Origin of the sequence: Bifidobacterium asteroides (assembly GCF_003202755.1) — a bacterium.
Lineage (GTDB): Bacteria > Actinomycetota > Actinomycetes > Actinomycetales > Bifidobacteriaceae > Bombiscardovia > Bombiscardovia asteroides_F.
Window position 1 is genome coordinate 141,204 of record NZ_QGLK01000001.1, and the last position, 15,129, is coordinate 156,332.

Sequence of the window (15,129 nt, forward strand, 5' to 3'; positions counted from 1 at the left end):
ATCGGATCAGAGGGCCGAGTCGGCGTCGACCTGCATGACGTAGACGTTGCGGCGCATCTTCCTGGCCGTCGTGCGTGAGATCTCCCCGGATTCGACCATGTCCTGGATCTGGCTCAGCTCGATGGCGTAGCCCTCGCGCTTGGCCTCCTCCACCTGATCCCTGACGGCAGGTATCCCTGCGTATTCGGTCTTTCCCTCCGCCGAGGATTCAATCATCTGGTGGTTGATGATGGTGTTCAGCAGGTCCTCGGTCTTGAAGCGGCCCTTGCCCAGCTCGGAGTAGAGCTTTTCAATCAGGAAGTGGTTCATCTCTGCCTGCAGGTGGCGCCCGGCAACGAAGACCTGGTCCTTGTCGATCGGCTGGGTCAGGTGCTTCAGGCGGTGGAACTGGCTGTGCAACAGCCCTCTGAGTCGTCTGCGAGCCGTGTAGGCCCTCCAGCGCAGCTCCCCGCCCCTGTCCAAGTGGAAGAGGGATCCGGATATGGTGGACAGGATCCTGCGGGCGGCCTGTTCCTGGCTGCGCAGATTCAGCAGTTCCTCCTGGTCGTCTCCGCGCTCGCTGCGCCGGTCGATCAGCTGGGCATCGGCATCCCTGTCGGCTACGGTCTCGGCCTCGGTGCTGGTCTCGGCCTCGGTCTGGTTTCCGGTGGCAGACTGCGTTGATGCAGGCGTCTGTTCTATGCCTGCGTCTTCGCTTCTGAGCCGCTCCTCCAGCTGATCCTGGGCTTCTTCGATCCGGCTCAGCCGCTCCTCCATATAATCCTGTTCCCACTCCATAGTCTGCACCTGCAGGTCCTGGAAGTCCTTGGGGGAGTACTGGCCGATTTCTGACTTGAGCTTGGCGATGCGGTGATTGTACTGCTTGATTACCTGCTGGACGGCCAGCCGGTTCTCGTCTGTAATCCTGCTGGAGAGTTCCCGGACCGTGCCCCTGAGCACCTTGATGGATTTCTCGACCTGCTGGGCCGGTACCTCGCTGCTCTGTGAAGGAGCCAGCAGGGGCAGGGCGAAGTTGGCCAGCACCAGGGTGACGATGATGACCCCGGCGGCCACGAAGATCAGCTCGCTGCGCATGGGGAAAGCCGACCCGTCGTCGGTCATATAGGGGATGGTCAGCGCCAGGGAGAGGGTGATGGTTCCCTTGGGGCCACCGAAGGTCATGACGGCCGCCGACCTCAGGAGTTTGGATGTGATCCGTGGTCTGCTGCCGGTTTCATGGTCCTTGGTGAAGATCAAAACGCTGGCCGTCCAGAGGAAGCGCAGTACGATCACGGTCAGGCAGACCAGAGTAATGGTGGCAACCAGCATCCAGTTGCTGACCCGCCGGTCTCGCCAGCTGGTGCCCATGGCTGCCGGCAACAGCATGCCCAGAAGGACGAAGACCGCACCGTTGAGGCTGAAAGAGAGCACCTTCCAGACGCTGGATGAGACGATGTTGGCCTTGGAGGTATTGGGTCCCACTCCCGTGTGGTCGAAGCGGATCAGCAGTCCGGTGGAGACCACGGCCAGGATTCCGGACACATGCAGGATGTTCTGCCCGACCATGTATATCAGGAAGGGCAGGAAGAGCTCCAGCAGGATCCTGGTAGTGGTGGTTTCCCAGCCCAGGCGGCGGGCCGACTCAAAGAGCCAGTTGATCACAAAGCCCATGATCAGGCCGAAGCCAATGCCACCTACGAATTCAACGAAGAACTCGCCCAGGGCCTGGGGCAGGGAGAAGGAGCCGGTCACGGTGGCCAGGATGGCGAACTGGAAGCCGATGACGCCAGTGGCGTCGTTGAAGAGCGATTCGCCTGCAAGGATCGAATGTTCGTCCGGTGTAAGGTCGGCGCTCTCGCCTAAGGAGGAAACGGCCACGGCATCGGTGGGTCCCAGGGCGGCGCCCAGGGCCATGGCTGCGGCAAGGGGGAACATGGGCCAGGCGGCATGCAGGATGACGCCCACCATGAGCATGGTCAAAGCAGCCAGACCAATGGCCAGGGAAAGGGATGATCGCAGTCCCTTGAGCAACTCCACCTTGTTGATGGTGTGAGCCTCGTAGTAGAGCAGGGGCGCGATGAAGAGGACCATGAACAGCTGGGGATCCAGCCGCATCCGCGGGAAAATGGGCAACAGGGCCATGACTGCGCCCAGGACGATCTGGACCAGGGGGGTGGAGATCCGGGGAATGAACCTGGAAATAAAGGAAGAGACGAGGACGGCAGCAAGTATGCATAGAATGAGGATGAATGTTTCCACGGGCTTCCTTTCCGCCACGCAATCCCGGGCGGGCTGCTGCAGGCCCGACTAGCAGGGTTCGTTCGACCAATGAAGGAATCTCCGAGTGCAGGGTCGCATGAGGATCGACGTCGCATCGTCCATTATACGGAATGGCGATATCCAGGAACAGCACTAATGGACAATGTGCGCTAAGTTGACACCTCAAGTAAAAATGGTGGAAAGACTGTGCTCGCGATAGGCGAACATTTGTGAAAATCCGGCCCGGGGACCCCTCGTAAGTGCATGAAAGGCCGGCTTAATCGGTATACTCGTGAAGACCGGGAAGGCTCCGAACCTCCTAGAGGTGCACCGCTTGCGGCGGCTGATCATGGAGCCCCATCTCTTGACCCCGGGGACTTGCGCGCACGCTATTGTTTCCCCGATGCTTTTGGACATCCCCCGGTCCAAAAGGAAGATTGCATGAACGTCTGCAGAGGGTCGCATGCGGGGACAAATGACCGATCCGGTTTGGAAAGGCCAGGTTGACCGATGACATCATCCATGACATCTACAAACATTAAGAATCAGAACGCAGCGGCAGCAGGGACTGACATGCGTTTCGACGACACCGACTGGCACAGCCTGGAGACCTCGGCTGTGCTGGAGACCCTGCACACCGGGGACCAGGGTTTGGATACGCAGGAGAGCGCACGCCGACTGGAGCTCTTCGGGCCTAACAGCTTGGCCGAGGCCCAGGCCAAACCCCGTTGGAAGCTCTTCCTGGAGCAATTCGCCGGCCCCCTGATCGCCGTCCTGATGGTCTGCGGCATCATCACCATTTTTCTGCAGCACTATGTGGACGCTGCAGCCATTTTCCTGGTCCTTTTTCTCAATGCCATCATCGGCTATGTGCAGGAGTCCAAGGCTGACAAGGCCGTAGAGGCCCTGACCACTCTATCTACCCCCACCACACGAGTGGTGCGTCAGGGCCGGATGGAGCAGATTGACGCCGACCAGCTGGTGCCAGGCGACCTGGTCCTCCTGGAGAGCGGCGACAGGATCCCCGCTGACCTGAGGCTGATCGAGGCCCTCCACCTGCGCATCGACGAGGCCATGCTGACGGGCGAGAGCGAGGATGCCAAGAAGAATACGGACCCCGTGGACCGCGATGCAGCCCTGGGCGACAGGCGCTGCATGGCCTTCTCGGGCACCATGGTCACCAGCGGCCGTGGACGAGGGCTGGTGGTGGCCACTGGTTCCGACACCGAGCTGGGCGAGATCAACGATCTGGTCCACGTGGCCAAGGGCCGCACGCCCCTGCAGCGGATCATCCACCGTACCGAGGTGGGCATCGCCGTCGCCGTCATCCTGGTGGCCATCTTCGTCTTCATCGGCGGAGCCATCCTCAATGGCGACGCCACAGGGGCCTTCCTGTCCGCAGTCTCCCTGGTGGTGGCCTCCATGCCCGAGGCCCTGCCCATCGTGCTGACCGTGGCCATGGCCTTGGGTGTCTCGAGGATGGCCGAATACCATGCCATCGTCCGTTCGCTGCCGGCCGTTGAAACCCTGGGCTCCATCACCGTCATCGGCTCGGACAAGACCGGCACGCTGACCCAGAACCGTATGACCGTGGAACAGTTCACCCTGGGCGGCGGCCAGCCCGTCCCCGTCGAGGGCCTGGACCTGGGCAAAGTGGCTGTATCCGACGACGACCGCATGCGCGGTCTGGCCGCACTTGCCCGGGCCGGGGCTCTGACCAATGAGGCCCATCGGCAGCCGAATGAACAAGGCGGCATCGAATACAGCGGCGACGCGGTCGATATGGCCATGGCCCGCCTGGCCGACCAGACCGGAGCCGTGACCACCGAAGACTTGGAGGCTCCTATCGTCATGGAGACCCCCTACGAGCCGGAGCTGCTCCACTCCATGACCATCCGCCGCAGCTCTGACGGCACCCTGACCCAATACGTCAAGGGCGCCCCGGACGCGGTCATGGCCATGAGCCGAACCATGCTGGACCCGGATGGCCAGGTTGTTCCCCTGGACACCCAGGCCGTCCACAAGTCCTACGAAGCCATGGGTTCCCAGGGGCTACGTGTCATAGGCGTGGCCAGCAGGGTCCTTTCCCCTGACCAGGATCCCGCTTCCCGCCGTCGACCAGACGATTTGACATTCCTGGGGCTTGAGGGCATGCTCGACCCGCCTCGACCCGGCGTGCGCGAGGCCATCGCCGACTGCGCCGGGGCCGGCATCCGTGTGGTCATGATCACCGGCGACCACCCGGTGACCGCAGCCGCCATAGGCCGCCGACTGGGCCTTGAGCACACCGACCAGGCGTTGACCGGCAGCGAGATGCTGGAGATGAGCGACGAGGTCCTCCGGGCCCGTCTGCGCGAGACCTCCATCGCCGCCCGCGTCTCCCCCCAGGACAAGCTGCGCATTGTGGAGGCCCTGCAGGATGAGGGCCATGTGGTGGCCGTGACCGGCGACGGCGTCAATGATGCCCCGGCCCTGAAAGCTGCTTCGGTAGGCATCGCCATGGGCCGTTCCGGCACCGACGTGGCCCGGGAGGCCAGCGATGTGGTTCTGACCGACGACAACTTCGTTACCATCACCCAGGCCGTGCGCCAGGGGAGGGTCATCTTCAAGGCCATCCGCGGGTCCGCCTACTTCCTCCTGTCCACGGCTGCAGCCGCCATGATTGCCGTGGGGGTCAATGTGATCTCCGAGGAGCCCCTGCTCTTCCTGCCCCTGCAGATGCTCTGGATCAACTTCGTGACCAACGGTGTCCAGGATATTGCCCTGGGATTCGAACCAGGCAACGGGGATGAACTGGAGTCGTCCCCACGTTCGTCTGGAGAGGGCCTGCTCTCGCGGGTGCTCTGGGCGCGACTTGCCGTCTGCGGGCTCTGGATGGCCACCTGCATCCTGGTCCTCTTCCGCCTCAACATCAACGCGGGAATGGATCTGGCCCACGCCCGGACCATCGCCCTGACCCTGCTGGTCCTCTTCAACTTCTTCGTCGCCATGTCGGCCAGGTCCGAGAACAGGTTGATCTTCCAACTCAATCCCTTGGACAACACCTTCCTTCTGGTGGCCTCGTTCGTGGCCCTGGGCATCCATGCGGGGGCCATGTATCTGGCTCCGGTTGCAGGCGTACTGGGCATGGCCCCCTTGAGCGCAAGCCAGTGGCTCATCTGCCTGGTGATTGGGCTGACGGTCCTGATCTTCAGCGAGGGCGACAAGATGGTTCGTGCCTTCCTGGCCAAGCGTGGCATCGACACGTCGGGGCGGCCCAAGGGCCATCTGCACCATGTGCGCCGGCGCATCGCGGGCATGATCAACTGAACCGACCTGTCGGGCTGGACTGTCAGACTGAACCCGTGCAAGAACGGTGGAAGGCGCCCATGGAGGAGGCCCTGCGGCTGGCCGGCATAGCAGGAGACCGGGGGGATGTGCCCGTGGGCGCCCTGGTCTTGGATGCCTCGGACCGGGTCATCGGCCGGAGCTTCAACCAGCGGCAGGCCCTGGGCCGTCCCCTGGCCCACGCCGAGATGGAGGCCATCAGGAAATCCGACGCGGGCTGGGATTTGGCAGGGTGCACCATGGTCGTCACTCTGGAGCCCTGCCCCATGTGTGCTGGAGCCCTGATGGCCTGCCATTTCAGCAGGGTGGTCTTCGGTGCCTGGGATCCCAAGATGGGTGCCTGCGGGTCGGTCTGGGATCTGCCCCGTGACCCGCACACCGGAACAAAGGTCGAGGTGCTGGGCGGTGTGTGTGAACAGACATGCGCAGGAATTCTTGCCGATTTCTTCGCCCAGCACCGTTAGGGCTGAGTCCTGTTTTTCAGCTGCGGTTGCGATTGGTCCTGTACCGCTGGAAAGCCGGAGTGACCTGGAGGGCCGCCCAGATGCACCGCAGGACGATCAGGCAGAGGTAGGCGGCGAACAGATTGGCGCCTACTCGCGCGCTGACCCCTGAAGCCGCCCAGGTGCCCAAAGGCGTTGTCAAGGCGGCCACGATTCCCAGAAGCAGCCCCTGACCGGCGTGGACCAGGTGGTGTCGCAGGTTGGTGAACGTTCCTGACAAGGAACTGGGCAGGATGGCCAGCAGGGAGGTTCCCCTGGCGATCAGGTCGCTAGCCCCTAGCAGGGCCAGGGCTGGCACTGCGATGGCTCCGCCGCCAACGCCCAGCAACCCCGACAGGGTTCCGATCAGGATGCCGACCAGCAGAATGATCAAGGCCACCGCCGGGCTCAGCTGGATGCTGCTCTCCCTGGAGGGCGTGGACAGCAGCTGCTGGGCAATGACTGCCATCAGGAAGCCTACGTAGAGCCACCTGAGCATCACCTCTGGAAGCCGGTCCAGCAGCCAGGTGCCGATCTGCGCCCCAATGACCGTGCCCACGGCCAGCAGCAGGGCGGCCAGCCAGTCCACATGCCCGCCCAAGGCGTAGGAGGCCACCCCTGCCAGCGACATGGGGATCATGGAGGCCAATGAGGTGGCCGAGGCCTGTCGTTGTTGCAGTCCGGTCCACACCAGGGCAGGCACGATGATCGATCCGCCTCCGATGCCGAACATCCCCGACAGGAATCCGCTGATCACGCCCACCAGGACCAGGATGGCCAGGGTCCGCCGGTCCATCCTTCCGGCTCCGCTCTGCTCTTTCTGCATGGGTTCCAGCCTAGGTCGACGTTTTCTTCGGGATGACAGGATGTCCGCGTATGCGGCCAAGTCCTCCAAGGTGCAGGAATCCGGGCGTATTCCAGTCCTTATGTCCATCATGCGACCGTTGCCTCGGTTCCCTTCTGCCGTCTCGGCATACTGCTTGGTATCCCCCGGGCCGGTCCCCGGAGGTGCGTTGCCTAATCAAGAGAACAAAGAGGGTGTGTTTCGATGCGTTATACGGTCATCGGTGCCGGAGCCATGGGCTATCGGCTGGGCGTGCTGCTGCAGGAGCAGGCCGGCCTGCAGGTGGATTTCGTGGATACCTGGATGCCCAATATTGACAAGGTTCATGACCAGGGAGGCGTCTATGTTTCCCGCGATCATGAGAATCGGCATTTGGTGCCCGTCAACATTTACACCCCCGAGGACTACAAGGGCGACCCCGACGTCTGGATCGTCATGCTCAAGCAGATGCAGCTTGAGGGGGTCCTGGAGCGTTGCGCACCGCTCTTCCGCGACCATCAGGTGGTCTTCTCGGCCATGAACGGCTGGGGTCACTTCGACAAGCTGCTCAAGTACTTCCCCAAGGAGCGCATCTACGGCGGCACGGCCATGATCGGCACAGTCCTCAATGGGCCGGGCGACGTGGACTTCATCGGCAAGTCCGGGGGCGGTTCCATGCACCTGTGTGCCATGACCGAGCAGACCACCGACCTGGAGCGCCGGATGGCCGACGACTTCAAGGCCGCCAACCTCAACCCCATCCTGACCGAGAACTTCGAGGGCACCTGCCTGGCCAAGATCATCTTCAACTCGGTGGTCAACACCATCTGCACCATGTACCAGATCACCATGGGCCAGTTCATCTCCTACCCGGGGGCCAAGGACATGTCCCGCCAGCTGATCGACGAGGCCTATGACGCCTGCGAGCGGGCCGGCAAGCAGTTGATTCAGACCCGCCAGGAGACCCTGGACGAGGTGGACTATGTCAGCCGCGTGGGCAACCCGCTCCACTACCCCTCCATGTACCAGGACATGTCCAAGGGCCGTCCGACCGAGGTGGACTACATCAACGGCTACCTGGCGCGCCTGGGCCGCGAGCATGACTACGTCTGCCGGACCCAGGAGTTCCTGACCCACGGTGTCCACCTGGCCGAGCTGGCCTTCCGCGTCCACCATGAGGAGCAGTCCGATCAGGGGTGATGCCAAGGGGCTACTGAGCAGATTTCCATGAATTACTTTCCCAAGTAAGAAAAACACGCACTTCCAGACAAGTTAGCCGCAGGTCCCTAGCATGGAGCCTGATTTATCAGTGTCGGCGACCGACATCGCCGGGCTTATGGCGGAGGTGTCATGGAGGATCATCGCGGCGGCCCAAGGACGGGGTCTTATCAGAGCAAATCGAATCTGGGGGTTCCCCTCAGGTTGGTTTACATGGAGCAGTCCGGGCTGGCCCTTGCCGTCCTCTTCCCGGGGAAGGGTCTGCCGCGGATAGTTCACTGGGGCGATCCAGTGGCCGATCCGCAGGCCCTTCTGGGAACCTACGACGCTCTGGCCCCGCAGCGGGTCTCAGGAGGACTGGACCTGACGGCCTGGCCCAGCATCCTTCCGACCCAGTCCGAGGCTTGGACCGGACAGCGCCGACTGCGCATCTGCCGCGGCGGTGTTGAGGTCTTTTGCAGCTTCCAGGTGGAATCAGTCGATCTGGGTGCAGAACCGATCCGGTCTGACGACTCTGCTGTCCCGACGCTGAAGGTCCGGGCCTGTGACCGGGACCAGGGCGTGGGGCTGACCTGGCGTTGCCAGATGCTTCCGTCCGGCCTCGTCAGGCAGCGTGCGGACCTGTTCAACCTGGACACGGTCAGAGATCTGGATGTCAACGGCCTGGAGCTGGCTTTTCCTTTGCCGGCCGAGGCAACCGAGATTCTGACCACCACCGGTCACCACCTGCGCGAGCGCAGTCCACAACGTCAGCCCTTGACCGTAGGCCGTCTGGAGCGTCCAAGCCTGGTGGGCCGGCCGGATTTTGATTCCTCCCTGGTCATGTGTGCGGGTCGACCCGGGTTCGGATTCGAACATGATGAGGTATACACAGTCCACTTGGGCTGGAGCGGCAATGGTCTGCTCAGCGCCGAGAGGATTCCTTCGGCTCCCGCATCGCTGGGCGGTGGCGAGATTCTGATGGCCGGGGAGATCACGCTTCCTCCCGCTGGCGGGCATGCCGACCAGCCGGCGTATTCCACGCCCTGGCTCTATGGTTCCCGGGGCAAAGGGCTGGACCAGGCGGCCCACAGGTATCATGCTTTCCTGAGGTCCCTCCATCCTGGGTTGGCCTCACGTCCCAGGCCTGTCACCCTTAACACCTGGGAGGCGGTCTACTTCGACCAGTCCTATGACAAGCTGGCTGCCCTGGCCGAGCAGGCGGCCCGTATAGGCGTGGAGCGCTTTGTCGTTGATGACGGATGGTTCCAGGGCAGGCGTTCGGATGAGGCCGGGCTGGGGGACTGGTCCATCGATCGGCAGGTATGGCCCGAGGGGCCTAAGAGCCTGGAAGCCCTGGCTGCCAGGGTGCATCAGCTGGGAATGGAATTCGGCCTCTGGTTCGAGCCCGAGATGATCAGTCCGGACTCAAACGTCTTCCGCGATCATCCTGACTGGGCCCTGTCCCCGGGGCCTTCCCGGCTGCCTGTCGAAGGCCGCAACCAGCAGGTCATGGATCTGACCAATCCCGATGCCTATGCCCATGTGTTCGATGCCATGGACTCGCTCATTGCGCTTATGGGCATCGACTACATCAAATGGGACCATAATCGTTATGTGACCGAGGCCTGCTCGCCCCGGTCAGGACGTCCTGCCGTGCATGCGCAGACCGAGGCGGTCTATGGAATCATGCGTGACCTGAAAACCAGGCATCCCGGCTTGGAGATTGAGTCCTGCGCTTCAGGGGGCGCCCGCATCGATCTGGGCGTATTGCAATATGCCGACAGGGTCTGGGTCTCGGACTGCGTTGATCCGGTCGAGCGGGCCGACATCCAGAGGTACACATCCCTGCTGGTGCCGCCGGAGATGATGGGTGAGCATGTGGGTGATTCCCCGTCTCATACCACAGGCCGCGCCACCTCGCTCGGTCTGCGTGCGGCCATGGCTTTCTTCGGACATATGGGCGTGGAGTGGAACCTGCTCGCTGTACCCCAGGATCAGCGGGATGAGCTGGGGCGGTGGATCGATCTGTATAAGCAGTGGCGGCGGATGCTGCACACCGGTCATGTGGTACATGGCGACGTACCCGACCCGGCAGTCCGCTTGGACGGGGTGGTCTCTGCCGACGGCTCGCAGGCGCTCTACCGCTTCACCCAGTTGACTTCTTCGGCCAATTACCCCCCGCAGCCCCTGGCGCTTCCCGGCCTGGACCCCAGTGCTGATTACCGGATCAGGCCCTTGGATGTCTGCCGTGACCTGGATCGGATTGGCAACGGACAAAGCCCTCTGGCCTGGTGGCGTCCCCAAGGGGCGGTCCTCCCGGGTGCGGCCTTGGGCGCTCAAGGAATCCGGCCGCCGGTCATTCACCCGGCGGAGGCAGTGATCTTTGAGGCGAGCCGTATCTGAATCCGTCGAGCCGTTTCCCGATTCATTCGGGCTTATCGGCCTCTTCGGGACCCTGCAGATACCGGGCGATTGCTCTGGCTGCGGGGGCTTGGGCCCAACGGAGCCAGTCGCCGTCGATGATCTTCACGGGGACCTCGACCATCTGGCTATGACGGAATGAGGCCGTGCCCTTGCGTACGGATTCGATGCATCTCTTCATCAGATAGGAAGTCTCTCCACCCACCAGAACCTTGTCAGGCAGGGCCACGTTGGCCACCAAGGCGATCAGAACCCCTAGCCGATAACCGGTCAGATTGAGCAGGGTCTCCGCCTGCGGCATGTCCTCCTCCAGGTCTTTGACCAACTTCTCGAGGCTGGCGGCCTGCCCGATGGCATGCGAGTACTGCTCAGCCAGGGAGCCTGTAGTCAGGCACTGGGCGCAGCCACGATGGCCCAGATAGCAGACCGGCCCATCCGGATCCACCAGCTGATGGCCGATCAGCCCAAACCCTTCATCCGGCGAGGAGACGGGCATGCCGTGCTCGCTTAAGGCATAGCCAATGCCGGATCCCATGGTGATCAGAGCGAACCGGTCCAGCCCAATGCCCTCGCCAAACCATCCTTCGTACAGGGCCAGGGCGTCGAGATCATTGAAGACCAGACAAGGCAGATCACATGTGCTCTCCATCTCGCTTGCAAGATTAACGGGTTCGCTCCAATGCAGGAAGGGGGCATAGGTGACGACCCTGTCTCCCTCCGCTCGTCCGCCCAGGGAGATGGCCAGGCCGGAGGGGCTGGGCAGTCCGGCCTGGTTGATCTCGCGCATGCAATCTTGGGTTAGGTCTGACAGCATCCTTACGACCTGGCCCGGGTCTCGTTGTCGAATGTGATGACTGTGAGACCGGCCGACTGGTCGACAGGCCAGGTCCGTCGCCGTGGCCAGCGCGGTGCCACCGTGAAGATTGATGCCAATGAAGGTCTTGGCTTCCCGGCGGATGACCAGGGCCTGCTGCGGTCTGCCTACGCTACTGGAACTATGCTTGCGGCCATCCTGTCTTCCTGGGTCCTTGTCTGTCTGCAGCAGTGTGCCTGCTTCTTTGATGACCCCGCGGTGGGTCAGATCGTTGGTAATGCGTGATACTGCGCCCTGGGTCAGGTTGAATCGACGCGCCAGAGCCACTCTGGAGATCGGACCGTGCTGGAGGATCTCGACGGCGATGCGGTGGGTGTATTTGGAGGCCGTGAACCAGGCCGGGAATGGCCGTGCTTCCCCTAAGCGGTCATCATCCCCGTGTTGGTTTGATCTCATGTTGTCTCTGTCGGCCACGGCGCCTCCTCACGGACAAACCCCATACACTGAACAGCCTATCCTAATTACTTTCTTAACGAAAGGAACTCGCCGGAGCTGGGAATGAAATATCTCGGTCCCCTATGCTGGTCCGCAGAATCATCTAGGTCATTGTTGCCCGTGTGGATGGTAAAGGAGCCAAATATGAAGGATATCGGCAGTAGGGAAGGATCCGGGCTTGGCCGAGTATCGGCCTGGGTCCGCAGCGGAGTCGCCTCACTTCTGGCTCTGTTGACCGTCGTGGCCATGGCGGGCTGCGGTTCCGCGGATTCAGGCCTGGTCACTCTGGACTTCTTCCAGTTCAAGTTCGAGGCCGCCGACCAGTTCAAGGCCATGGTGGCACAATTCGAGAAGGAGAATCCTGGCATCAGGGTGAACATCAACAATTCGGCCGATGCCCAGACGGATTTGCGTACCCGTCTGGTCAAAAACCGGGTGCCCGATGTCATCACATTCAACGGCGATATCAGCTTCGGCATGTTCGCGGCATCCGGGGTCTTCCATGATTTCACTGACGATCCCCTGGTCAAGGAGCTCAATCCGGGCATGGTGTCGATAGCCAGGAATCTGGTCCAGACCAAGGATCCTTCGGCCAAGCGCCTGTATGGCCTGCCCTTTGCCGGCAACGCCAGCGGATACATATACAATAAGACACTTTGGCGAAAAGCAGGGGTAGATCCTGACAATCCACCGCGTACCTGGTCGGAGTTCACAGCCGTCATGGACAAGTTCAAGGACCAGGGCATCGAACCTGTGCAGGGCACCCTCTCCGATTCCTGGACCGCCCAGGCCCCCTTGGCGTCGCTGGCGGGGACTCTGGTCCCCGAGAGCAAGTACAGGGATCTTCTGGCTGGGAAAACCGATTTCAAGACCCTGTGGACACAGCCGGCTCGGCGCGAGGTCGAGCTCTTCAGCCATTCCACTGGCGACAAGGGCGTTACCTACCAGCAGGGCACTCAGAACATGGCCAAGGGCAAGGTGGCGATCCTTCCCCTGGGAACATACGCTATACCGCAAATCAGGATGATCGATCCGGATGTGGACCTCGGATTCGCCCAGATGCCGGCGAATGATTCCCCCTCCCGGCAGATACTGACGGCTGGCGACGATGTCATGCTGACCATGGGCGCCACCACCAGGCATCCCAAGGAGGCCATGCGGCTGATCCGCTATCTGATGCAGCCCGAGCAGCTGCGCACGTATGCAAAGGCCCAGACGGCCTTCACACCGACCAGAAAGGTGGAGGCAGGCGATCCGGCCCTGAACGGGGTTCTTCCCTTCTTCCAGCAGAACCGACTGGCCGACTTCTGCGACCATTACATCCCCTCTTCCATCAATATCGGCGGCTATCTGCAGACCATGGTCACCAAGGGGGACGTGGATGGCTTCATCGGTTCCATGCAGAACGAATGGGACAAGGTCCAAGCAAGGAACTTCCAATGATGAAAGGTCAGGACTCAGACATGGCACAATCCAAGGTCGTCGGCATCCGTACTGCTGACGCAACAGCCAAGGCCAGAAAGCGGCCTTCAAGGTTCTCCAATCGCAAGGTGGACCGCGCCTTCTACTGGATGGCGGTCCCGGCCTCCCTGATTTTCGCGCTCTTCCTCTATGTGCCCTTCCTCCAAGGTGTGGCCTACTCCTTCACGAATTCCCAGGGATACGGGCGCTATTCATGGATCGGCTTCAAGAATTACGGCGCCCTCTTCCGTGACAGCCGTGTGGGCCACGCTTACCTGTTCACTCTGCTGATTGCTATCCTGATCACCCTGCTGGTCAACTTCATTGCCCTGTTCATCTCGGTGGCGCTGAATGGAAAGATCGCCTTCAAGAACGGGTTCCGGGTCATCTATTTCATTCCCTACACGCTCTCGGTTCTGGTCATCGGCTATGTCTTCAAATACATCTTTATGACGCCCCTGCCGGCTCTAGGCAAGGCCCTGGGCATCGGCTGGCTCTCCCAGTCCCTGCTGACCAGCGAGCACTATGCATGGATTCCCATCGTCTTCCTCTCGGTCTGGCAGGCGGTGGCCTACTCAACTTTGATCTATCTGGCTGGTCTGCAGACCATCGATTCGGAGGTCTATGAGGCCGCCTCCATCGATGGCGCCAACGAGTGGCAGAAATTCTGGAGGATCACCTTCCCCTTGATCGGCCCATTCTTCACCATCAATCTGGTGCTGACCCTGAAGAATGCCTTCAACACCTTCGATCAGGTGGTGGCTCTGACCGCAGGAGGACCAGATTCCAAGACCGAAACAGTCACCTACCTCATCTACAAGGGTGGCCTTACCGGAGGCGAGTACGCCTATCAGACGGCCAATGCGGTCATGTTCTTCATCGTCCTGGCTGTGATCGCGTTCATCCAGCTGGGCATTTCCAGAAGAGGGGAGAAGATCTGAGATGGCACAGACAGCGCTTATGCAACCGCAGACACCGGCACAATCATCAGAAAGAGGGGGAAGGCGGCATTTGGGATTCCCGGGGTCGCGCCTCAAGAGGGTCAACTGGTGGCTGACGGCCACCGTGGCTGTGCTCTCCCTGACGATTCTTGTGCCGCTCTACTTCACCGTGGTCACGGCTCTGAAGACCCCTGCGGAGGCCGGAACCTTCAGCCTGCCTTCTTCCTGGCAGTGGCACAATTTCGCCGATGCCTGGAACAAGGTCAACTATCCCAAGGCTGCACTGAATTCGGCCATCGTCACGGTCTGCGCAGTGGCACTCACCCTGCTGACCAATACCTTCGTGGCCTATGCCGTGGCCAGGAATATGGACAAGCGCTTCTTCCGCTTCCTCTACTACTTCTTCATCGCGGCCATGTTCGTCCCCTTCCCCGTGGTCATGCTTCCCATCGCCAAGCAGTTCGGCAGCTGGCACTTGGACAACGTACCCGGTCTGATCCTGCTTTACGTGGTGTTGGGCCTGGGCACCAACCTCTTCATCGCCACGGGATTCATCCGATCCATCCCCACCGCTCTTGAGGAGGCCGCCCGCCTGGATGGCGCAGGCACCTGGAGGATATTCTGGACCATCATCTTCCCCCTGATGGGTCCGATCAATGCGACCATCGCCATCACCACGGCCCTCTGGGCCTGGAACGATTTCCTCATGCCGCTGATCGTCCTGACGGATCAGACCAGCCAGACCATCCCTCTGGCGCAGTATGTCTTCAGCTCCCAGTTCGCCACCAACTACCCGATGGCCTTCTCCAGCTACCTGATGGCCCTGGCGCCCATTCTGATCGTCTACCTGTTCGCACAGAAGTGGGTCATCAGCGGCGTCATGAGAGGAGCTGTCAAGTAGCCCCGCCAGGACAGGCAGTTAGGTCA

At 61.6% G+C, this 15,129-nt stretch carries 10 protein-coding genes; 7 read left to right on the forward strand and 3 right to left on the reverse strand.

All coding sequences use genetic code 11. The features are described from left to right. Window positions 1–6: 6 nt before the first annotated feature. Complete coding sequence (locus DKK74_RS00530; RefSeq protein WP_110412307.1) at window positions 7–2,238, reverse strand: cation:proton antiporter; 2,232 nt, start codon at window positions 2,236–2,238, stop codon at window positions 7–9. 522 nt (window positions 2,239–2,760) lie between these two features. On the opposite strand from DKK74_RS00530, the gene DKK74_RS00535 reads away from it, so the two are divergent. Together DKK74_RS00535 and DKK74_RS00540 are read left to right on the forward strand one after the other, a co-directional pair. Next, window positions 2,761–5,547, forward strand: a complete 2,787-nt coding sequence (locus DKK74_RS00535; RefSeq protein WP_258334392.1) for a cation-translocating P-type ATPase — start codon at window positions 2,761–2,763, stop codon at window positions 5,545–5,547. Between the two features lie 59 nt (window positions 5,548–5,606). After that, entirely contained in the window at window positions 5,607–6,029 is a 423-nt protein-coding gene (locus DKK74_RS00540; protein ID WP_110412309.1) for a nucleoside deaminase, read from the forward strand. Window positions 6,030–6,045: 16 nt separating this feature from the next. Here the strand turns inward: DKK74_RS00540 and DKK74_RS00545 are convergent, their stop codons facing one another. Then, the gene (locus DKK74_RS00545; RefSeq protein ID WP_309146450.1) at window positions 6,046–6,984 is read right to left on the reverse strand and encodes a sulfite exporter TauE/SafE family protein; all 939 of its coding nucleotides are present in this window, start codon (window positions 6,982–6,984) and stop codon (window positions 6,046–6,048) included. Window positions 6,985–7,095: 111 nt separating this feature from the next. On the opposite strand from DKK74_RS00545, the gene DKK74_RS00550 reads away from it, so the two are divergent. Both DKK74_RS00550 and DKK74_RS00555 read left to right on the forward strand, forming a co-directional pair. After that, the gene (locus DKK74_RS00550) at window positions 7,096–8,070 is read left to right on the forward strand and encodes a ketopantoate reductase family protein (RefSeq protein ID WP_110412311.1); all 975 of its coding nucleotides are present in this window, start codon (window positions 7,096–7,098) and stop codon (window positions 8,068–8,070) included. Between the two features lie 150 nt (window positions 8,071–8,220). Then, window positions 8,221–10,473 carry an alpha-galactosidase gene (locus DKK74_RS00555; protein ID WP_110412312.1) on the forward strand — a complete coding sequence of 751 codons (2,253 nt, stop codon included), beginning with the start codon at window positions 8,221–8,223 and terminating at the stop codon, window positions 10,471–10,473. Between the two features lie 22 nt (window positions 10,474–10,495). Here the strand turns inward: DKK74_RS00555 and DKK74_RS00560 are convergent, their stop codons facing one another. After that, window positions 10,496–11,779: an ROK family transcriptional regulator gene (locus tag DKK74_RS00560; RefSeq protein ID WP_110412313.1), complete on the reverse strand. Its 1,284-nt coding sequence runs from the start codon at window positions 11,777–11,779 to the stop codon at window positions 10,496–10,498. Between the two features lie 165 nt (window positions 11,780–11,944). Between DKK74_RS00560 and DKK74_RS00565 the strand changes: the two genes are divergently transcribed. The 3 genes from DKK74_RS00565 to DKK74_RS00575 are packed head-to-tail and all read left to right on the forward strand — an operon-like array spanning window position 11,945 to window position 15,103. Beyond that, on the forward strand, window positions 11,945–13,243 hold the full coding sequence (locus DKK74_RS00565) for an ABC transporter substrate-binding protein (RefSeq protein WP_110412314.1): 1,299 nt from the start codon (window positions 11,945–11,947) through the stop codon (window positions 13,241–13,243). Between the two features lie 20 nt (window positions 13,244–13,263). Next, window positions 13,264–14,202, forward strand: a complete 939-nt coding sequence (locus DKK74_RS00570; protein WP_110412782.1) for a carbohydrate ABC transporter permease — start codon at window positions 13,264–13,266, stop codon at window positions 14,200–14,202. A gap of 1 nt (window position 14,203) precedes the next feature. Beyond that, on the forward strand, window positions 14,204–15,103 hold the full coding sequence (locus tag DKK74_RS00575) for a carbohydrate ABC transporter permease (RefSeq protein ID WP_258334393.1): 900 nt from the start codon (window positions 14,204–14,206) through the stop codon (window positions 15,101–15,103). Window positions 15,104–15,129 lie beyond the last annotated feature (26 nt).